This is a genomic window from Streptomyces sp. NPDC104226 (assembly GCF_055584085.1).
Genome location: NZ_JBVJMS010000005.1, coordinates 14946 through 33795, shown reverse-complemented (window position 1 = coordinate 33795; position 18850 = coordinate 14946). Strand labels below are relative to the sequence as shown.

Sequence of the window (18850 nt, the reverse complement as noted above, 5' to 3'; positions counted from 1 at the left end):
CCTGGGGGGACCCCGTATGACCGCCGAAGGCGACCAGCAGCGCATCCTCGTCGTCGACGACGAACCGGCCGTACGCGAGGCCCTGCGCCGCAGCCTGGCCTTCGAGGGGTACGGCACGCAGACCGCCGTCGACGGACTCGACGCCCTCGACCAGGCGGACTCGTACCACCCCGACCTGATCATCCTGGACATCCAGATGCCCCGGATGGACGGCCTGACCGCCGCCCGCCGGCTGCGCGCAGCCGGCAGCACCACGCCGGTCCTGATGCTGACCGCCCGCGACACGGTCGGCGACCGCGTCACCGGCCTCGACGCGGGCGCCGACGACTACCTGGTCAAGCCGTTCGAGCTGGACGAGCTCTTCGCCCGGGTCCGCGCCCTGCTGCGCCGCAGCTCCTACGCGGCCCCCGCACCGGGGGACGGCGAGGCCGAGGACGCGCTGACCTTCGGCGACCTGCGCATGGACCTCGCCACCCGCGAGGTCACCCGCGGCGGGCGCCCGGTGGAGCTGACCCGTACCGAGTTCACCCTGCTGGAGATGTTCCTCGCGCACCCGCGCCAGGTCCTGACCCGCGAGCAGATCCTCAAGACCGTGTGGGGCTTCGACTTCGAGCCCAGCTCCAACTCCCTGGACGTGTACGTGATGTACCTGCGCCGCAAGACCGAAGCCGGGGGCGAGCCCCGCGTCGTGCACACCGTGCGCGGGGTGGGCTACGTGCTGCGGGCGGGCGAGAGCGGGCCGGAGTGAGCCCCGCCGCCAGATTCCGCGCCCTGCCGCTCCGCTCCCGTCTCGCCCTGCTGGTCACCGTCGCGGTGGCGCTCGCCGTCGCGGCGGTCGCCTGCGTGAGCTGGTTCATGGTCCGCACGCAGCTGAACGACCAGCTGAACAGCTCGCTGCGCTCCACCAACGCCCAGGCGCAGGCGAGCCAGACGCTGAACCAGATCAGGTGCCAGGACAAGGTTCCGGGGCCCTTCGAGAACAATCTGAGCGCGCAGGTGCAGATCGTGCTCCCCACGGGCGCCCACTGCTGGGTGGACGGGAAGAACAGCCTCCCGGTCACCGACTACGACCTCGCGGTGGCCAAGGGGCTGCGCGGAGCGATCCTGTACGACGGCAAGACCACGGACGGCACGCCCGTACGCGTCTACACCCAGCCGGTCGAGCTGACCTCCGGGCCGAACGTCCAGAACGCCGCGATCTCGGTGGCCAAACCCCTCTCGGACATCACCGAGCCGCTGTCCACGCTGGCCTGGGTGCTGCTCTTCGTCTCCGGCGTCGGCATCCTCGGCGCCGGCGTCGCCGGCCTCTGGGTGGCCCGTACGGGGCTGCGCCCGGTCGACGAACTGACCGGCGCCGTCGAGCACATCGCCCGCACCGAGGACCTGACCGTACGGATCCCCGACGAGGGCGACGACGAGATCGCCCGCCTCTCGCGCTCCTTCAACTCCATGACCGCCGCGCTCGCCTCCTCCCAGGAGCGCCAGGCCCAGCTGATCGCGGACGCCGGGCACGAGCTGCGCACCCCGCTCACCTCGCTGCGCACCAACATCGAGCTGCTGGCGCGCAGCGAGGAGACCGGCCGGGCCATCCCGCCGGAGGACCGCAAGGAGCTGCTGGCCTCGGTCAAGGCGCAGATGACGGAACTGGCCTCGCTGATCGGGGACCTGCAGGAGCTGTCCCGCCCGGACGCGGCCGCCCCCGGCCCCCTCGGCGTGGTGGCCCTGCACGAGATCGCGGGCACGGCCCTGTCCCGGGCCCGGCTGCGCGGTCCGGAGCTGGAGTTCGACTCGGACCTGGCGCCCTGGTACGTACGCGGAGAGGCGGCGGCCCTGGAGCGGGCGGTGGTCAACGTCCTGGACAACGCGGTGAAGTTCAGCCCGGCGGGCAGCACGGTCACCGTGTCGCTGCGCGCGGGCGAGCTGACCGTACGGGACCGCGGTCCCGGCATCCCGGCCGACGACCTCCCGCACGTCTTCGAGCGCTTCTGGCGGTCCCCGTCCGCCCGGGCCCTGCCCGGCAGCGGCCTCGGCCTGTCCATCGTGGCCCGTACGGTGCAGCGCGCGGGCGGCACGGCCGCCCTGCGCGCCCCCGCGGACGGCGGCCCGGGCACCGAGGCGGTCCTCAGCATCCCGGGCGCCCCGGCGCCGCCGCCCGCGCAGGCGTCAGTTGTGCCGGATCAGTGAGGCGACCAGGCCGGAGCGGGTGTTGGGGAAGTCCATCGGGACGATCCCGAGCCCGGTCCGGCCGGCCAGCTCCGAGCCGTCGACGAAGGCGTGCACCTGCGGGTTGAGGCGGTCGGAGTTCCAGCGGGGCGGCAGGGCCGCGGCCGTGCTGGTGTAGTTCATGAAGAACCGGCCTGGCTGCGCGGCGGCCTTGCGGAAGTGGTTCTCGATCTTGCCCCGCTTGGCGAAGGGCTCGGCCATGTAGTCGTCCTGGATGTCGAAGACGTTGCCGTCGCCGTAGCGCAGGCCGCCGGGCAGGCCGCCGTTGTCGGGGAGCAGCAGCACCTTGCCGCGGACCTGGCCGAGGGTGGGGAGCGAGTCCGCGACCTTGAACAGGGGGCTCCAGCCCCGGTTGTTCAGGTAGTCGTCGTAGACGGCCCGGAAGGTGGCGTCGCTCTCCTCGGAGTACTCCTGCTTCAGGCGCATCAGCACCGTCTCGGAGGGGTGCGCGGCGAGGAAGTTCCAGCAGGCGACGAGGACGTCGCCGAACATCAGGTTCTGGTAGTACGCACCGTGGTGGATCGCGAACGATCCGCCGGTCACCCGGCAGCGCACGTCGAGGAAGCGGATCCCCGAGTCGAGCTGCGCGGCGATGGAGGTGTTCTGGCAGGCGACGTACAGCCCGCCCCGGGTGGCGCCCGAGTCGTGGGTGCCGGGGATGGTCATCCGCTGGAGGGCGGTGGAGTCGGCGAGCCCGCTCATCCAGTCCTGGGTGCCGAGTGCGGCGGCGGACTTGGCCCTGGTGGCGGCCGAGGCCGTCCCGGCGCCCGCGCCGAGCAGGGTCGCGCCGCCGAGGGCCGCCGCCCCCGCGAGGAAGCCGCGGCGCCGCAGCCCCGTGGCCGAGCCCCCGCCCCCGCCCGTACCCGCGCCCCTGCCAGTGCCGCTGCCCATGCCCGCGCCCACGCCCATGCCCGCCCCTTTGCCGACCCAGTGGTGGCCCGGATTATGGCGTGCGGAGCCATGCATTACTACCCATGGGTAGGGGTCAGCCTTCGAGCAACTCCGCCATCGCGCGCAGTCCTTGGGCGAGGGACTTGCCGTCCGGGGCGTGCTCCGGGTCGGTCAGGCACTGCACCATGACCCCGCTCAGCAGGGCGATGTGCACGGACCCGAGGCTCCGTACGTCCTCCTCCGAGACCTCCTCGACCGGGACTCCGCGCAAGTGCGCGGCCACCATGCGCCGGTTGATCCGCTGCCCCTCGGCCAGCACCGCGAGCAGCTCCGGCGAGGACTGCGCGTGCACGAAGGCCTCCACCGAGGCGGTCCACAGCCAGCGCATCTCGCCGAAGTCCCGGATCTTGCGGTCCCAGGTGTCGGCGTAGCGCTCCCGCGCGGTGTCGCCCTGCCCGGCGAGCCGGCCCGACCCGGCGGCCCACTCCTCCATGGCCGCGAAGAGGGCCTGGTTGAGCAGCACCTCGCGGGTGCCGAAGTGGTAGCCGATCGCGGCCATGCTCACCTGCGCGGCCGAGGCGATGTCGCGCACGGTCGTGCGGAGGTACCCCTTCTCCTCCAGGCAGCGCCGGGCTCCGGCCAGCAGGTCCTCGCGATTTCCCATGCCGGGATCGTAGCCGCGCCAGAGATTTGGGCAAGCGCCCTACACATGCGTATTGCGCGCTTGCCCAAGTCCTGGCAGGCTGACGTCAGGCCCACCGACCAGCACACACGGGGAGAGCAACGCCATGCAGACCGACGCCATCCGCCACGAGCTGAAGATCGACGACCGCACCCTGTCCTACCTGGACTTCGGCGGGCCCGGCCGCCCGCTGCTCGCCCTGCACGGCGGCATGTCCGAGGGCCTCGCCTTCGCCGCACTCGCCGAAGCCCTGGGCGACGCCTGGCGGGTCATCGCCCCCGACCAGCGCGGCCACGGGGACTCCGACCGGGCCGCCGACTACGACCGCGCCGGCTACGTCCGCGACGCCGTCGCCCTCCTCGACCACCTCGGCCTCACCGAGCCCGTCGCCCTCCTCGGCTACTCCCTCGGCGGACTCAACGCCGTCCACCTGGCCGCCGCCCACCCCGACCGGATCTCGGTGCTCGTCAACGCGGAAGCCGCCGTGCGGATCGACCCCGCCGACAGCGGCTGGATGGCCTTCCTCCGGGCCATGCGCTACCGCGCCCCCACCCGCGAGGAACTCCTCGACGCCGCCGGGCCGGTGGGCTCCCAGTTCGTGGCCCAGGCCCTGCGCCCGCTGCCCGGGGAAGGCTGGCGGCTGCCGTTCCACCCGCAGGACATGCTCGACTCCGTCGAGGCCTGCCGCGGCGACCACCGGGCCGCCTGGCTCGCGAGCACCTGCCCGGCCCTGCTCATCCACGGCACCCGCAGCGCCTCCCTGCCACAGGCACAGGCCGACGCGATGGTCACCGGCCGGCCCGGGACCTCGTACACGCCCCTGGACGGCGACCACTTCCTGCCGTTCACGCACGCCTCGGAGTTCCACGAGGCCGTGCGCACCTTCCTCGACGCACACTGAAGCACCCCGGGAACGCCGAAGGGGCGGCGGGCCGATGGCCCGCCGCCCCTCCTTCGCCCAGGTGTTACTTGATGACCGTGATCCGGTCCGCCACCGGCGGGGCCAGCGGCGCGGACGCCGAGGAGTGCCCCGTCAGGTAGGCGTTGAAGACGTCCAGGTCGGACGCGCCGACCAGCTTGTTCTTGTGCTCCTTCAGGACGGTGAAGCCGTCACCGCCGCCCGCGAGGAACTCGTTCATCGCGACGCGGTAGGTCTTGGCCGGGTCGAGCGGCACACCGTTCAGCTTCACCGAGTCCACGACGATGCGGTCCGCGCCCGCCTTGGTGGTGTCCAGGGTGTAGGAGAAGCCCTTGGAGATCTGCAGGATCTTCGGGCTCGGGCCGTTGACCGGGCCGCTGACCTGCTGCTGGAGCATGGTGACCAGCTGGGCGCCGGTCAGGTCGACGACGTTCATCATGTTGGTGAACGGCTGGACCGTGTACGACTCGCCGTACGTCACCACCCCGTCGCCCTCGGCACCCCCGGCCTTGTACGCCAGGTCCGAGCGGATGCCGCCCGGGTTCATGACGGCGAGCTGGGCGCCGCCCTTGGCCGCCGGGGCCAGGGCCTCCAGCTGCGCGTCGGCGATCACGTCACCGAGCGGCTTCTCGTACTCCGAGGAGCCGCGGCCCGGGATGTCGGCCGAGATGTAGCCCATCGGACGGTTCGCGATCGGCGCGGCCAGCGCGTTCCAGCGCTGGATCAGCTCGGTCAGGTCCGGGGCCTTGGGCTGGTCCCGGTTGACGACCTTCTGCACCACCAGCGGCGCGGTGACCGGCGTACGGACGATGTCCTTGGTCCGGCGGTCGTACTTCAGCGTGGTGTCCGTGAACAGCCGGCCGTACGAGGCGGCCGAGGTGACCGTGCGCGGGTTGCCCGCCGGGTCGGGGATGTTGCACGCGTACGCCTGGTGCGTGTGACCGGTGACCAGGGCGTCGACCTTCGGCGAGACGTTCTTCGCGATGTCGACGATGGCACCGGAGATCCCGGCGCCGGCACCCGGCACGTTGCAGTCGTAGTTGTACGCGCCGCTCGCGGGCAGGCCGCCCTCGTGGATCAGCGCCACGATCGACTTCACGCCCTGCTTGTTCAGCTCGGCGGCGTACTTGTTGATCGTCTCGACCTCGTCGCCGAACTTCAGGCCCTTGACCCCGTCGGCGGTCACGACGTCCGGCGTGCCCTCCAGGGTGACGCCGATGAAGCCGATCTTCACGTCCCCCTTCTTCCAGACGTAGGTCGGGCTCATCATCGGACGCTTGGTCTTCTCGTCCACCACGTTCGCCGCGAGGTACTTGAAGTCGGCGCCGCCGAACTCCTTGCCGTACTCGAAGCAGCCCTCGACCGGGTGGCAGCCGCCGTACTGCATGCGGCGCAGCTCGGTCTTGCCCTCGTCGAACTCGTGGTTGCCGACGCTGCTCACGTCCAGGCCGAGGTCGTCCAGCGCCTCGATGGTCGGCTCGTCGTGGAAGAGGCCCGACACCATCGGGCTGGCGCCGATCATGTCACCGGCTGCGGCGGTGACGGAGTAGCGGTGGCCCTTGCGGGCCTCGCGCAGACCCGTGGCGAGGTACTCGACACCGCCCGCGGGTATGGCCTTCGTGGTGCCGTCGGCCTGACGCTCGGTCACGGTGCCCGAGGAACCCTGCGGGGGCTCCAGCGTGCCGTGGAGGTCGTTGAACGACAGCATCTGCACGTCGACGGTGCGGCCGTGGTCGTGGCCGTACCCGTCACCACTCGCGGCTCCGGCCGGAAGGGCGGCGGCGATCATCGCACCGCCGGCCGTGGCCACGGCGAGAGCGGTGAAAGCCAACCGGCGGGTTCGGCGGTGCCGTTGTGGTGTCGCTGACATGTGGTCCCCTTTGCGGACAGCGATACATCTTGGGAGGTCTGCCGAAGCCTAGAGTCAACGCGCGTAGCGCGACAGGGGGTACCGGGTATCGAGCTGGTTACACGCAGGAGAAGGACGGCCGTCCGCGGGTCCCACCGGGCCGCAATCCCGCCCGGCCCCCACCGTGGTCGTAGGCTCGGTTCCATGACTGACGACGCAGCAGTGGCCCTGGAGCCGGGACGGCAGATCCAGACCCTCGACGAACTGACGGACGAACAGGCCGACGCCGTTCTCGCCCTGATCGAGGACGCGGCCCGCACCGACGGCACCACCGCCGTGTCCGAGCAGGGCCGGCTCCAGCTGCGCGGCGGAGCGCGGGCGGGGATCCGCCACTTCCTCCTCACCGCCGACGGACGCCTCACCGCGTACGGGCAACTGGAGGACACCGACCCGGTGGAGGCCCCCGCCGCCGAACTCGTCGTCCACCCCGCGCTCCGCGGGCGCGGGCACGGACGGGCGCTGGGCACCGCCCTGCTGGCCGCCTCCGGCAAGCGGATCCGGGTATGGGCCCACGGCGGCAAGTCGGCGGCCCGCCACCTCGCGCAGGTCCTCGGCCTGACCCTGTTCCGCGAACTGCGCCAGCTCCGCCGCCCGCTCGGCCCCGACTCCGCCCCGCTGCCGGAGGCGGAGCTCCCCCCGGGCGTGACCGTACGCACCTTCGTGCCCGGCTCCGACGACACCGCCTGGCTGGCCGTCAACGCGGCGGCCTTCGCCCACCACCCCGAGCAGGGCTCGCTCACGCAGCGGGACCTCAACGACCGCATCGCGCAGCCCTGGTTCGACGCCAAGGGCTTCTTCCTCGCGGAGCGCGACGGCGAACTGATCGGCTTCCACTGGACGAAGGTGCACGCCGAGCAGCAGCTGGGCGAGGTCTACGTCCTCGGAGTGCGCCCCGGCTCCCAGGGCGGCGGCCTCGGCAAGGCCCTCACCGCGATCGGCCTGCGCCACCTCGCCGCGGAGGGCCTGCCCACGGCGATGCTCTACGTGGACGCCGACAACCCGGCGGCCCTGGCCGTGTACGAGGGCCTCGGCTTCTCCACCCACGAGGTGGACCTGATGTACCGCACGGAAAGCTGACCCACCCCCGGCCCGGCCCCACACAACCCGGGCCGGGGTGGACCCCACCCCTCAGCCCTACGCGCCCCTACTCGCCCCGGCCCCGCCGACCCGGCTCAACCCAGCCCCTGCCGACCCGGCGCAACCCAGCCCTGCGCGGCCCTACTCGCCCCGGCCCGCCCGGCCCGGCTCGCCCCAGCCCTACGCGCCCCTACTCGTCTCGGCCCCGCCGACCCGTCCCGGCCCCGCCCTATTCGGCCCGGCCCGGCCCCGCCCGGCTCGCCCCGCTCTCCCCGCGAGGACTACTCCGCACCCAGCGTGCAAGCGGCCTCCGCGGTCGCCTTGGTCACCCCGGCACCCTCGGTCAGACCGCTCACGCATTCGTCCTGGGCTCCGGTCACCGCGACGAAGCAGGACGCCCGGACGGATGCCGGAGCCTCGCCGCCCTTCAGCTCCCGCTCGACCTTGTCGATACAGGCCGAGACGTCCGCAGGGGCCGCGTGGGCGGCCGGGGCCGCCAGGGACACACCACCGAGGGCGAGGCCCAGCCCGGCGAGCGCACCGGCAATACGGGTCGACGTCCGCATACGACGCACCTGCTCTCCGAAACCACCGCGCGGCCCACACCGGAGCCCGGACCACACGGGAACGGCGCCGAGCACGCGCAACCGTCGTACGGCCGGGGCCCGGTCCCCGTACCGGACCGGCTCGGCAGGACACCCTCCCTCCTACCGACGCTAGAACACCCCCCGCCCCGACGCACCTGCAGGCCCGCAGGCCCGCAGCGCCCCGGGCCGCGGCGCCGGCCACCGCACCACCGTCTCAGCCACGACACCCCGCCCCCGGTCGATACCAGACGACCCCCGCCCCGCCGGCGCAGCCGCGGCTCCCGCAATCCCGGTCGGCACCAGACGACCCCCTCCCGGACCCTGGAAGCCATACGCCATTAACCGGGCATTAATGCGCGCTCGCGAAGCTGACCGCATGCAGCCCCGACTCCGACTGACGGCCGACCCGTCCGACGCGCCTGTCCTGCCGCGTGCGCGGAAGAATGGAGTCATGAGCCACAAGCCCAGCGCAGCCCCCACCGAGGTCCCCAGCCAGCAGCCGCCGCAGAAGTTCGCCTCCCCGTCGGCACCGTCGGCCGCGGACATCTCCGCCGCCACCGCCGCCCGCGCCGCCACGCCCGAGGCGGTCGCCGCACGCGCGGCGACCGGCGCGCACGCCCGACTGGGGTCCATAGCCGCCCACCGCCCGCACGTCGACCTGGAACCGGACCTCGACGCGGATCTGGACGCCTACGACGAGAAGGACACCGGTGAGCTGCCCCCGGGCCGCTTCCTCGACCGGGAACGCAGCTGGCTCGCCTTCAACGAGCGCGTCCTGGAGCTCGCCGAGGACCCCGCCACGCCCCTCCTGGAGCGCGCGAACTTCCTGGCGATCTTCGCCAGCAACCTCGACGAGTTCTTCATGGTCCGCGTCGCCGGCCTCAAGCGCCGCATCGCGACCGGCGTCGCCACCCGTTCGGCCTCAGGCCTGCAGCCCCGCGAGGTCCTCGACCTCATCTGGACCCGCTCGCGCGAGCTCATGGCCCGCCACGCCGCCTGCTTCCAGCAGGACATCGCCCCGCAGCTCGCCGAGGAAGGCGTCCACCTCATCCGGTGGCCCGACCTGACCGAGAAGGAGCAGGCGCGCCTCTTCACCCTGTTCCGCAACCAGATCTTCCCGGTGCTCACCCCGCTGGCCGTGGACCCCGCGCACCCGTTCCCGTACATCTCCGGCCTCTCCCTGAACCTGGCCGTGGTCGTACGCAATCCCGTCAGCGGCCACCGCCACTTCGCCCGGGTCAAGGTCCCCCCGCTCCTCTCCCGCTTCCTGGAGGCCTCCCCGCAGCGCTACGTCCCGCTGGAGGACGTCATCGCCGCGCACCTGGAGGAGCTCTTCCCGGGCATGGAGGTCCTGGCCCACCATATGTTCCGCGTGACCCGCAACGAGGACCTCGAAGTGGAGGAGGACGACGCGGAGAACCTCCTCCAGGCCCTCGAGAAGGAACTGATGCGGCGCCGCTTCGGCCCGCCGGTCCGCCTGGAGGTCGAGGAGTCCATCGACCCCGGCGTCCTGGACCTGCTCGTGCAGGAGCTGAAGGTCAACCCGTCCGAGGTGTACCCGCTCCCCGGCCCCCTCGACCTCACCGCCCTCTTCGGCATCGCCTCCCTGGACCGCCCGGAGCTGAAGTTCCCGAAGTTCGTCGCCGGCACGCACCGCGACCTCGCCGAGGTCGAGTCCGCGTCCGCACCCGACATCTTCGCCGCGCTGCGCGAACGGGACGTGCTGCTGCACCACCCGTACGACTCCTTCTCCACCTCGGTGCAGGCCTTCCTGGAGCAGGCCGCCGCCGACCCGGACGTCCTGGCGATCAAGCAGACGCTGTACCGGACCTCCGGCGACTCCCCGATCGTGGACGCCCTGATCGACGCCGCCGAATCCGGCAAGCAGGTCCTCGTACTCGTCGAGATCAAGGCCCGCTTCGACGAGCAGGCCAACATCAAGTGGGCCCGCAAGCTCGAAGAGTCCGGCTGCCACGTCGTCTACGGCCTCGTCGGCCTCAAGACCCACTGCAAGCTGTCGCTCGTCGTCCGCCAGGAGGGCGACACGCTGCGCCGCTACTCCCACGTCGGCACCGGCAACTACCACCCCAAGACGGCACGGCTCTACGAGGACCTCGGCCTGCTCACCGCCGACCCGCAGGTCGGCGCGGACCTCTCCGACCTCTTCAACCGGCTGTCCGGCTACTCGCGCCGCGAGACCTACCGCCGGCTGCTGGTGGCCCCGCGCTCGCTGCGCGACGGCCTGATCTCCCGGATCGACAAGGAGGCCGCCCACCACACGGCGGGCCGCCCCGCGTACGTCCGGCTCAAGATGAACTCCATCGTCGACGAGGCACTCATCGACTCCCTCTACCGGGCCTCGCAGGCGGGCGTGCCCATCGACATCTGGGTCCGCGGCATCTGCGCGATCCGCCCCGGTGTCCCCGGGCTCTCGGACAACATCCGGGTCCGCTCGATCCTCGGCCGCTTCCTGGAGCACTCCCGGGTCTTCGCCTTCGGCAACGGCGGCGAACCCGAGGTGTACATAGGCAGCGCCGACATGATGCACCGCAACCTCGACCGCCGTATCGAGGCACTGGTCAGGGTCGCCGACCCGGCCCACCGCGCGGCCCTGGACCGGCTGCTGGAAACCGGAATGTCCGACGAGACCAGCTCCTGGCACCTGGGCCCGGACGGCGAATGGACCCGGCACAGCACGGACAGCGAAGGCCAGCCGCTGCGGCACGTTCAGGAGATGCTCATTGACGCCCGGAGGCGCCGGCGTGGCTCAGCCAAACCATGACCTGACCGCGACGACGGCAGGCACCGTGCTCGGTACGTACCTGCGTGCGCAGGCCACCGCATTCCTGCGGGGCCTGCGCCTGCACGAGGAGGGTGCCGCGAGCGGCAGCGCCGAGGGCAGCGAGGCGGCGCGCAGCCTGCGGGGGGCTGCGCGCCGGATCTCCTGCTCCCTGTCCACGTTCAGGGCGGTGGCCGATTCCTCCTGGGCGGACTCGCTGCGCACCGAGCTGGTCTGGCTCTCGGCGACGCTGGCCGACGAGCACGCGTACGCGGCCCGGCTGCTGCGGCTGATGGACGCCCTGCAGCGGCTGTCGGGAAGCCCCGAGGTACCGGCCCCCCGGGGCACGGCGGGCGCACTGACCGTGGGCTCCGCCCGGGCCGGCGCCCTGCTGGAGCGCCAGCTCACCCTGGCCCGCACCCGGGCCCACTCCGCGACCCTGCACGCGCTGGGCTCCTCCCGCTTCCACGCGGTCGCGGACGCGGTGGCGGTGCTGGCCTCCGAGGTCCCGCTGGACCCCGTGGCGGCCCGGGGCCGGGTCGACGACGTCCTGGTCCCCCTCGCCGAGGTGGCTCATTCCCGCCTGTCCACGGCGGTGCACGCCCTGCCGGCCCCCTCGCCCTCGCACCCGTACGACGCGGACCACGACGGCGCCTGGAACGAGGTGCGCCGCCTGCTGCGCGTCCACCGCTACGCCCAGGAGGCCCTGGGCGGCGACGTGGCCCGCCTGACGGTCGCGGGCGAGGCCCTGACCCGCCACCGGGACGCCGCGGAAGCCGCCGCCGCCTCGGCCACGGCGGCCCGCACCCCCCGCATCGCCCCGGCGACGGCCTACGCCCTGGGCGTCCTCCACGCGGACCAGCGCCACGAGGTCGAAGCCTCCCGCACCACCTTCCAGGACATCTGGCAGCCGGCCGGTTCCAGCCACGCCGGGGTCTGACCGCGGCGGTTCCGGCGGCGGTTCCGGCGCCGGTGCCGCGCGCCCACCCGGCGGGTCACGCATCGGTAACGGCCGGATAACGGGAGATGACGTCGGATGCCGAACCCGCCCGGACGCACCACCCCGTCCGCCACGGTTCACCATCCGTTCACTTACCCCGGTCGGCCGCTTCACCTGATCTGCCTAACTTCGGTGATGCAGGGAGCGAGTCGCCGCACAGGCGGACGATTCCTCCGGGCAACCGACGTAGTCCTCTTCGCACGCCGCCCCGATACAGAAAGCGGCCGGCGGCTTCTGGAAGGAAACACCCGAAAGTGAAGCTTCAGCGCAAGAACATGCTTCGTGCCTCCGCCCTCGGGGCGCTCGTCGTGTCCGGCGCCCTGGTCCTCACGGCGTGCGGCTCGGACGACAACACCAAGACCGACGCCGGCGCCTCGGGCAAGCCTTCCGCCGCCGTCGGCGACATCAAGTGCGGCGACGCCAAGGGCAAGCTCCTCGCCTCGGGTTCCTCCGCGCAGAAGAACGCGGTCGACCTGTGGGTGAAGGCGTACATGGCCGCCTGCCCCGGCATCGAGGTCAACTACAAGTCCTCCTCCTCCGGTGAGGGCATCGTCGCCTTCAACCAGGGCACCGTCGGCTTCGCCGGCTCGGACTCCGCGCTGAAGCCCGACGCCGTCGAGGAGTCGAAGAAGATCTGCACCGGCGGTCAGGGCATCGACCTGCCGATGGTCGGCGGCCCCATCGCCATCGGCTTCAACGTCGCCGGCGTGGACAAGCTGGTCCTGGACGCCCCCACCCTCGCCGCGATCTTCAACGACAAGATCAAGAAGTGGGACGACGAGGCGATCAAGAAGCTGAACCCGGGCGTCACGCTTCCCTCCACCGCGATCCAGGCCTTCCACCGCTCCGAGGACTCGGGCACCACCGAGAACCTCGGCAAGTACCTCAAGGCCGCCGCCCCCGAGGCGTGGACCTACGAAGCCGCGAAGAAGTGGCCGGCCCCGGGTGGCCAGGCCGCCTCCGGCTCCGCCGGTGTCGCCTCGCAGGTCAAGGCCGTCGACGGCGCGATCGGCTACTTCGAGCTCTCCTACGCCTCCTCGCAGAGCATCAAGACCGTGGACGTCGCCACCGGCGCCGCTGCCCCGGTCAAGGCCACCGGCGAGAACGCCTCCAAGGCCATCGCCGCCGCCAAGATCTCCGGCACCGGCGACGACCTGGCGCTGAAGCTCGACTACGCCACCAAGGCCGAGGGTGCGTACCCGATCGTCCTGGTGACCTACGAGGTCGTCTGCGACAAGGGCAACAAGCCCGAGACCCTCCCGGCCGTGAAGTCCTTCCTGAACTACACCGCGTCCGACGCGGGCCAGAAGATCCTCCTCGAGAACGGCTACGCGCCGATCCCGGCCGAGATCAACGCCAAGGTCCGCGAAGTCCTCGCGAAGATCAGCTAATCAAGACCCCCGGACCGCCGGTCCGCTCCCCCCGTCCGGGGGGCGGACCGGCCCCGGGGACCCTCCCCTCCACCCAGGGGATCCGGTGCACCGCCGCCAGGGGGCCTCGCCCCCGTCCAGACCGGAAAGATCATGGCTTCCATCACACCCACCCAGATAGACACGGCTCCGCCTGTCTCCACGAGCGGAAGGTCCACCGGCCGCGCCGGTGACAAGATCTTCGCGGGCCTCTCCAAGGGCTCCGGCATCCTGCTCCTGGTGATCATGGCGTCGATCGCCGTCTTCCTCACCTACCGCGCTTCGATCGCACTGGCCGACAACGAGGGCAACTTCCTCACCACGTTCGACTGGAACGCCTCGGCCAAGCCCCCCGTCTTCGGCATCGCCGTCCTGCTCTTCGGCACCGTCGTCAGCTCGATCATCGCGATGCTCATCGCGGTTCCGATCGCCGTCGGCATCGCCCTCTTCATCTCGCACTACGCGCCGCGCAAGCTGGCCGCCCCCATCGCGTACGTGGTCGACCTGCTGGCCGCCGTGCCGTCGATCATCTACGGCATCTGGGGCGCCCTCTTCCTCGTCCCGTACCTCGGCGGCCTGAACATGTGGCTCGACGAGTACATGGGCTGGACCTACGTCTTCGACAAGACCCAGGTCGGCGTCGCGCGCTCGCTCTTCACCGTCGGCATCCTGCTCGCGATCATGATCCTGCCGATCGTGACCAGCGTCAGCCGCGAGGTCTTCCTCCAGGTCCCGCGCATGAACGAGGAGGCCGCACTGGCCCTCGGCGCGACCCGCTGGGAAGTCATCCGGATGTCGGTCCTGCCCTTCGGCCGCTCCGGAGTCATCTCCGCCTCGATGCTCGGCCTCGGCCGCGCGCTCGGCGAGACCATGGCCGTCGCGACCGTCCTCTCCCCGAGCTTCCTGATCTCCGGCCACATCCTGGACCCGGGCGGCGGCACGTTCGCGCAGAACATCGCCGCGAAGTTCGACGAGGCCAACGAGTTCGGCCGCGACGCCCTGATCGCCTCCGGTCTCGTGCTCTTCCTGCTCACCCTGCTGGTCAACGGCGCCGCCCGGCTGATCATCGCCCGTCGCAAGGACTTCTCGGGGGCGAACGCCTGATGAGCCACGCACTCCAGGACCAGCGCCCCTCCCGGGCCACCCGGTCCGTCGCCCCCGGCAGCCTGACCCAGGGCCACCTGCCCCGCTGGGCCCCGGCCGGCATCGCCGTCGCCTCGGTCGCCCTCGGCTCCGGCATCGGCGCCGTCTTCGGCCTCGACAGCAAGATCCAGTGGGGTCTGCTCGCAGCCGTCCTCTTCGTGGTCATCACGTACACGGCCAGCTCGATCGTCGAGAACCGCCGCCAGGCCAAGGACCGGGTCGCGACCTCCGTCGTCTGGGTCTGCTTCGTCCTCGCCCTCGTCCCGCTGCTCTCGCTGCTGTGGACGACGATCAGCCGCGGCATGAAGGTCCTCGACGGGAACTTCCTCGGCCACTCGATGAACGGCGTGACCAGCTTCGAGGCCGGCGGCGGCGTCTACCACGCCCTCCTCGGCACCATCGAGCAGGTCGCCCTCGCCACCGCGATCTCGGCCCCCATCGGCCTGCTGACCGCCGTCTACCTGGTCGAGTACGGCAAGGGCTCGCTCGCCAAGGCCGTCACCTTCTTCGTCGACGTCATGACCGGCATCCCCTCCATCGTCGCGGGTCTGTTCATCCTGACGACGTGGAACCTGATGCTCGGCTTCGGCCCCTCCGGCTTCGCCGGCGCGATGGCCCTGTCGATCCTGATGATGCCCGTGGTGGTCCGCTCCACCGAGGAGATGCTCAAGCTCGTCCCGAACGAGCTGCGCGAAGCCGCGCTCGCCCTCGGCGTGCCGAAGTGGCGCGTGATCCTCAAGGTCGTGCTCCCCACCGCCATCGGCGGCATCGCCACCGGCGTGATGCTGGCCGTCGCCCGCATCGCGGGTGAGACCGCACCGATCATGCTGCTGGTCTTCGGCACCCAGCTGATCAACAACAACCCCTTCGAAGGCGCCCAGTCCTCGCTCCCCCTGTACATCTGGGAGCAGTACAAGGTCGGCAGTGAAGCCTCCTACGACCGGGCATGGGCCGCAGCGCTCGTCCTGATCGCCTTCGTCATGATCCTCAATCTGGTGGCCCGCGGCATCGCCCGCTGGAAGGCCCCCAAGACCGGTCGCTGACGCGACTCCTGAAAGCGAAGTGACCCCTCATGGCTAAGCGAATCGACGTCAGCGGACTGTCCGCCTTCTACGGCAACCACAAGGCCATCGACGACATCTCGATGACCGTGGAGCCCCGCTCCGTGACCGCCTTCATCGGCCCCTCCGGCTGCGGCAAGTCCACCTTCCTGCGCACCCTGAACCGCATGCACGAGGTCACCCCCGGCGGCCGCGTCGAGGGCAAGGTGCTGCTGGACGACGAGAACCTGTACGGCCCCGGTGTGGACCCGGTCGCGGTCCGCCGCACGGTCGGCATGGTCTTCCAGCGCCCGAACCCCTTCCCCACCATGTCGATCTTCGACAACGTGGCGGCGGGACTGCGGCTGAACGGCTCCTTCAAGAAGTCCGAGCTCACGGACATCGTGGAGAAGTCCCTCCAGGGCGCCAACCTCTGGAACGAGGTCAAGGACCGCCTGAACAAGCCCGGCTCCGGCCTCTCCGGCGGTCAGCAGCAGCGCCTGTGCATCGCCCGCGCCATCGCGGTCGAGCCCCAGGTCCTCCTGATGGACGAGCCCTGCTCGGCCCTCGACCCGATCTCCACCCTCGCCATCGAGGACCTGATCGGCGAGCTCAAGGAGCGCTTCACGATCGTCATCGTGACGCACAACATGCAGCAGGCGGCGCGCGTCTCCGACCGCACGGCCTTCTTCAACCTCTCCGCGGTCGGCCAGCCCGGAAAGCTCGTCGAGATCGACGACACGGACCGGATCTTCTCGAACCCGTCCGTCCAGGCGACCGAGGACTACATCTCGGGCCGCTTCGGCTAGACCCGGGATGTGATGGAGCGTCCTGCGGTGCTGCATGGCGGTGCCACCGCAAGGCGAAAGGGCCGGTTCCCCCTGGGTGGGGGGAACCGGCCCGCTTTCTTTTCCTGCCGACTTGCTCCTGCTTTTCCTACTGCATGTCCTGCCGGCGTCCTACGGCTCGTGCGGTCACACGAAGGCGAGGTTGACCACCCAGAAGCTGAGGGCGGCGACCAGCGCCGCGGCCGGCATGGTGATGAACCAGCCCAGGATGATGTTCTTGGCGACGCCCCAGCGGACCGCGTTCACCCGCTTGGTCGCGCCCACACCCATGATCGCCGAGGTGATCACGTGGGTGGTGGAGATCGGCGCGTGGAAGAGGAACGCCGAGCCGAACATGATCGAGGCGCCGGTGGTCTCCGCCGCGAAGCCCTGCGGCGGGTCCAGCTCGATGATCTTGCGGCCGAGGGTGCGCATGATGCGCCAGCCGCCCGCGTACGTACCCAGCGAGAGCATCACGGCGCACGCGATCTTGACCCAGACGGGGATCGCGTCGCCCTGGTCCTGCACGTCCGCGATGACCAGGGCCATCATCACGATGCCCATGGTCTTCTGCGCGTCCTGCAGACCGTGGCCGAGCGCCATGCCGGCCGCCGAGACCGTCTGCGCGATGCGGAAACCGCGCTTGGCCCTGTGCGGGTTGGCACGGCGGAACATCCACAGGATGGCCACCATCACCAGGTAGCCGACCACGAGGCCGACCACCGGCGAGACGAACATCGGGATGACGATCTTGTCGACCACGCCCGACCAGATCACCTCGGTCCCGCCCGCCAGCGCCGCGCCCACCATGCCGCCGAACAGCGCGTGCGAGGAGGACGAGGGCAGGCCGAAGTACCAGGTGATCAGGTTCCACACGATCGCGCCGACGAGCGCCGCGAAGAGGATCCACATGCCCCGGTTGCCGTGGGGCGTCTCGATCAGGCCCTCACTCACCGTCTTGGCGACCCCGCTGCCGAGGAAGGCACCGGCGAGGTTCATGACCGCGGCCATCGCGAGCGCGGCACGCGGGGTCAGCGCACGGGTCGAGACCGAGGTCGCGATCGCGTTCGCGGAGTCGTGAAAACCATTCGTATACGTAAAGCCGAGCGCGACACCGATGGTCACGATCAGAGCGAAGGTGTCCACGAGGTTCAGGACTCCTTGACCGCGATGGTCTCCACCGTGTTCGCGACGTGCTCGAACGCGTCGGCCGCCTCTTCGAGCACGTCGACGATCTGCTTGAGCTTCAGCACCTCGATGGCGTCGTACTTGCCGTTGAAGAGCTGGGCGAGCAGCTTGCGGTGGATCTGGTCGGCCTGGTTCTCGAGGCGGTTGACCTCGATCCAGTACTCGGTCAGGTTCTCCATCGTGCGCAGGTGCGGCATGGCTTCGGCGGTCAGCTCGGCCGCGCGCGCCAGTACCTCGATCTGCTGCTCGACGCCCTTGGGCAGTTCCTCCACGTTGTAGAGGACGACCAGGTCGACCGCCTCCTCCATGAAGTCCATGATGTCGTCGAGGCAGGACGCCAGGTTGTAGATGTCCTCGCGGTCGAACGGCGTAATGAAGGAGGAGTTGAGCTGGTGGAAGATCGCGTGGGTCGCGTCGTCTCCCGCGTGCTCCGCTGCCCGCATCCGCTCCGCGATCTCGGCCCGTGCGGAGGAGTCCGCTCCGAGCAGTTCCATGAGGAGCTTGGAGCCCGTGACGATGTTGTCCGCGGATGCGGCGAACATGTCGTAGAAGCTCGTCTCCCTGGGGGTCAGACGAAATCGCACGTGAGGTCCTCGGGGTGCATTGGATTCGGTCAGGCTGATGCTAGGCGCATCCCCCGGCCACGGCTAACCGGCAGTTCCCCAGTGTCCTCCATCAGGCAGAGTGAGGACGACGGGCCCCTGCCCCTGCGGCCGAGGGCCGGTACCCTATACCCATGAGGGGTATAGGCCCCCATGCCGGACCACGGGAGGACGCATGACTGCCATCCAGGCGGAGGGCTCCGGAGCCACCACCGACGCCGAAGCCGGCGCGGTGCACGGCTACCACCACCAGAAGGACGAGCACCTCAAGCGCCTGCGCAGGATCGAGGGCCAGATCCGGGGCCTCCAGCGCCTCGTCGACGAGGACGTCTACTGCATCGACATACTCACCCAGGTCTCGGCCAGCACGAAGGCGCTCCAGTCCTTCGCGCTCCAGCTCCTGGAGGAGCACCTGCGGCACTGCGTCGCCGACGCGGCCCTCAAGGGCGGCGGAGAGATCGACGCCAAGGTCGAGGAAGCGACGAAGGCGATCGCCCGACTGCTGCGCACCTGACCGGACGCACGAGGGCGGGGAGGGGTCAGCAGGGCCGGCGGAGATCAAGCCCAGCGGGGG

General features: G+C 70.9%; 17 protein-coding genes. 11 read left to right on the top strand and 6 right to left on the bottom strand.

The window, feature by feature from the left end:
* The first annotated feature begins 16 nt into the window (after positions 1-16).
* Positions 17-748: a response regulator transcription factor gene (locus ACZ60J_RS16520; RefSeq protein ID WP_469682515.1), complete on the top strand. Its 732-nt coding sequence runs from the start codon at positions 17-19 to the stop codon at positions 746-748.
* Positions 745-2184 (top strand): sensor histidine kinase, encoded by a 1440-nt coding sequence (locus tag ACZ60J_RS16515; protein ID WP_469682513.1) that lies wholly within the window; start codon positions 745-747, stop codon positions 2182-2184. The genes ACZ60J_RS16520 and ACZ60J_RS16515 overlap by 4 nt, the downstream gene beginning before the upstream one ends.
* On the opposite strand, the gene ACZ60J_RS16510 is transcribed toward ACZ60J_RS16515, so the two are convergent.
* Together ACZ60J_RS16510 and ACZ60J_RS16505 are read right to left on the bottom strand one after the other, a co-directional pair.
* The gene (locus tag ACZ60J_RS16510) at positions 2164-3132 is read right to left on the bottom strand and encodes a phosphatidylinositol-specific phospholipase C (protein ID WP_469682511.1); all 969 of its coding nucleotides are present in this window, start codon (positions 3130-3132) and stop codon (positions 2164-2166) included. The two genes, ACZ60J_RS16515 and ACZ60J_RS16510, sit on opposite strands and share 21 nt — an antisense overlap.
* A gap of 76 nt (positions 3133-3208) precedes the next feature.
* Positions 3209-3778, bottom strand: a complete 570-nt coding sequence (locus tag ACZ60J_RS16505) for a TetR/AcrR family transcriptional regulator (RefSeq protein ID WP_469682510.1) — start codon at positions 3776-3778, stop codon at positions 3209-3211.
* A gap of 124 nt (positions 3779-3902) precedes the next feature.
* Between ACZ60J_RS16505 and ACZ60J_RS16500 the strand changes: the two genes are divergently transcribed.
* Complete coding sequence (locus tag ACZ60J_RS16500; RefSeq protein ID WP_469682509.1) at positions 3903-4697, top strand: alpha/beta fold hydrolase; 795 nt, start codon at positions 3903-3905, stop codon at positions 4695-4697.
* Between the two features lie 64 nt (positions 4698-4761).
* Here the strand turns inward: ACZ60J_RS16500 and ACZ60J_RS16495 are convergent, their stop codons facing one another.
* Positions 4762-6585 carry a bifunctional metallophosphatase/5'-nucleotidase gene (locus tag ACZ60J_RS16495; protein ID WP_469682507.1) on the bottom strand — a complete coding sequence of 608 codons (1824 nt, stop codon included), beginning with the start codon at positions 6583-6585 and terminating at the stop codon, positions 4762-4764.
* A 183-nt stretch (positions 6586-6768) separates the two neighbouring features.
* Between ACZ60J_RS16495 and mshD the strand changes: the two genes are divergently transcribed.
* Positions 6769-7701, top strand: coding sequence for a mycothiol synthase (gene mshD / locus ACZ60J_RS16490; RefSeq protein WP_469682505.1), 933 nt, complete (start codon positions 6769-6771; stop codon positions 7699-7701).
* A gap of 281 nt (positions 7702-7982) precedes the next feature.
* On the opposite strand, the gene ACZ60J_RS16485 is transcribed toward mshD, so the two are convergent.
* Positions 7983-8267, bottom strand: a complete 285-nt coding sequence (locus ACZ60J_RS16485; RefSeq protein WP_469682504.1) for a hypothetical protein — start codon at positions 8265-8267, stop codon at positions 7983-7985.
* A 472-nt stretch (positions 8268-8739) separates the two neighbouring features.
* Between ACZ60J_RS16485 and ACZ60J_RS16480 the strand changes: the two genes are divergently transcribed.
* The 6 genes from ACZ60J_RS16480 to pstB all read left to right on the top strand — a co-directional run bounded on the left by ACZ60J_RS16480 (position 8740) and on the right by pstB (position 16468).
* Positions 8740-11070: an RNA degradosome polyphosphate kinase gene (locus tag ACZ60J_RS16480; RefSeq protein WP_469682502.1), complete on the top strand. Its 2331-nt coding sequence runs from the start codon at positions 8740-8742 to the stop codon at positions 11068-11070.
* The gene (locus ACZ60J_RS16475) at positions 11051-12007 is read left to right on the top strand and encodes a CHAD domain-containing protein (protein WP_469682501.1); all 957 of its coding nucleotides are present in this window, start codon (positions 11051-11053) and stop codon (positions 12005-12007) included. The genes ACZ60J_RS16480 and ACZ60J_RS16475 overlap by 20 nt, the downstream gene beginning before the upstream one ends.
* Positions 12008-12321: 314 nt before the next feature.
* A complete protein-coding gene (gene pstS / locus ACZ60J_RS16470) occupies positions 12322-13458 on the top strand; it encodes a phosphate ABC transporter substrate-binding protein PstS (protein WP_469682499.1) in 1137 nt (378 codons plus the stop codon).
* Positions 13459-13590: 132 nt separating this feature from the next.
* Complete coding sequence (pstC, locus tag ACZ60J_RS16465) at positions 13591-14580, top strand: phosphate ABC transporter permease subunit PstC (protein WP_469682498.1); 990 nt, start codon at positions 13591-13593, stop codon at positions 14578-14580.
* Positions 14580-15662: a phosphate ABC transporter permease PstA gene (pstA, locus tag ACZ60J_RS16460; protein ID WP_469682496.1), complete on the top strand. Its 1083-nt coding sequence runs from the start codon at positions 14580-14582 to the stop codon at positions 15660-15662. Before pstC ends, pstA begins: the two co-directional genes overlap by 1 nt.
* Before the next feature lie 29 nt (positions 15663-15691).
* Entirely contained in the window at positions 15692-16468 is a 777-nt protein-coding gene (gene pstB, locus ACZ60J_RS16455; RefSeq protein WP_382980126.1) for a phosphate ABC transporter ATP-binding protein PstB, read from the top strand.
* A gap of 165 nt (positions 16469-16633) precedes the next feature.
* On the opposite strand, the gene ACZ60J_RS16450 is transcribed toward pstB, so the two are convergent.
* Both ACZ60J_RS16450 and ACZ60J_RS16445 read right to left on the bottom strand, forming a co-directional pair.
* Positions 16634-17632: an inorganic phosphate transporter gene (locus ACZ60J_RS16450; RefSeq protein WP_469682494.1), complete on the bottom strand. Its 999-nt coding sequence runs from the start codon at positions 17630-17632 to the stop codon at positions 16634-16636.
* A 5-nt stretch (positions 17633-17637) separates the two neighbouring features.
* Positions 17638-18258 (bottom strand): DUF47 domain-containing protein, encoded by a 621-nt coding sequence (locus tag ACZ60J_RS16445; RefSeq protein WP_150519007.1) that lies wholly within the window; start codon positions 18256-18258, stop codon positions 17638-17640.
* A gap of 193 nt (positions 18259-18451) precedes the next feature.
* Here ACZ60J_RS16445 and ACZ60J_RS16440 point away from each other — a divergent pair, with 193 nt between their 5' ends.
* Positions 18452-18790 (top strand): metal-sensitive transcriptional regulator, encoded by a 339-nt coding sequence (locus ACZ60J_RS16440; RefSeq protein WP_469682492.1) that lies wholly within the window; start codon positions 18452-18454, stop codon positions 18788-18790.
* Positions 18791-18850: the final 60 nt, after the last annotated feature.

Excerpts from the sequence above, each read along its gene's own strand:
- ACZ60J_RS16485 (WP_469682504.1), bottom strand. The coding sequence starts at position 8,267 with ATGCGGACGTCGACCCGTATTGCCGGTGCGCTCGCCGGGCTGGGCCTC.
- ACZ60J_RS16500 (WP_469682509.1), top strand. The coding sequence starts at position 3,903 with ATGCAGACCGACGCCATCCGCCACGAGCTGAAGATCGACGACCGCACC.
- ACZ60J_RS16505 (WP_469682510.1), bottom strand. The coding sequence starts at position 3,778 with ATGGGAAATCGCGAGGACCTGCTGGCCGGAGCCCGGCGCTGCCTGGAG.
- pstC (WP_469682498.1), top strand. The coding sequence starts at position 13,591 with ATGGCTTCCATCACACCCACCCAGATAGACACGGCTCCGCCTGTCTCC.
- ACZ60J_RS16510 (WP_469682511.1), bottom strand. The coding sequence starts at position 3,132 with ATGGGCGTGGGCGCGGGCATGGGCAGCGGCACTGGCAGGGGCGCGGGT.
- mshD (WP_469682505.1), top strand. The coding sequence starts at position 6,769 with ATGACTGACGACGCAGCAGTGGCCCTGGAGCCGGGACGGCAGATCCAG.
- pstB (WP_382980126.1), top strand. The coding sequence starts at position 15,692 with ATGGCTAAGCGAATCGACGTCAGCGGACTGTCCGCCTTCTACGGCAAC.
- ACZ60J_RS16480 (WP_469682502.1), top strand. The coding sequence starts at position 8,740 with ATGAGCCACAAGCCCAGCGCAGCCCCCACCGAGGTCCCCAGCCAGCAG.
- pstA (WP_469682496.1), top strand. The coding sequence starts at position 14,580 with ATGAGCCACGCACTCCAGGACCAGCGCCCCTCCCGGGCCACCCGGTCC.
- ACZ60J_RS16495 (WP_469682507.1), bottom strand. The coding sequence starts at position 6,585 with ATGTCAGCGACACCACAACGGCACCGCCGAACCCGCCGGTTGGCTTTC.
- ACZ60J_RS16520 (WP_469682515.1), top strand. The coding sequence starts at position 17 with ATGACCGCCGAAGGCGACCAGCAGCGCATCCTCGTCGTCGACGACGAA.
- ACZ60J_RS16440 (WP_469682492.1), top strand. The coding sequence starts at position 18,452 with ATGACTGCCATCCAGGCGGAGGGCTCCGGAGCCACCACCGACGCCGAA.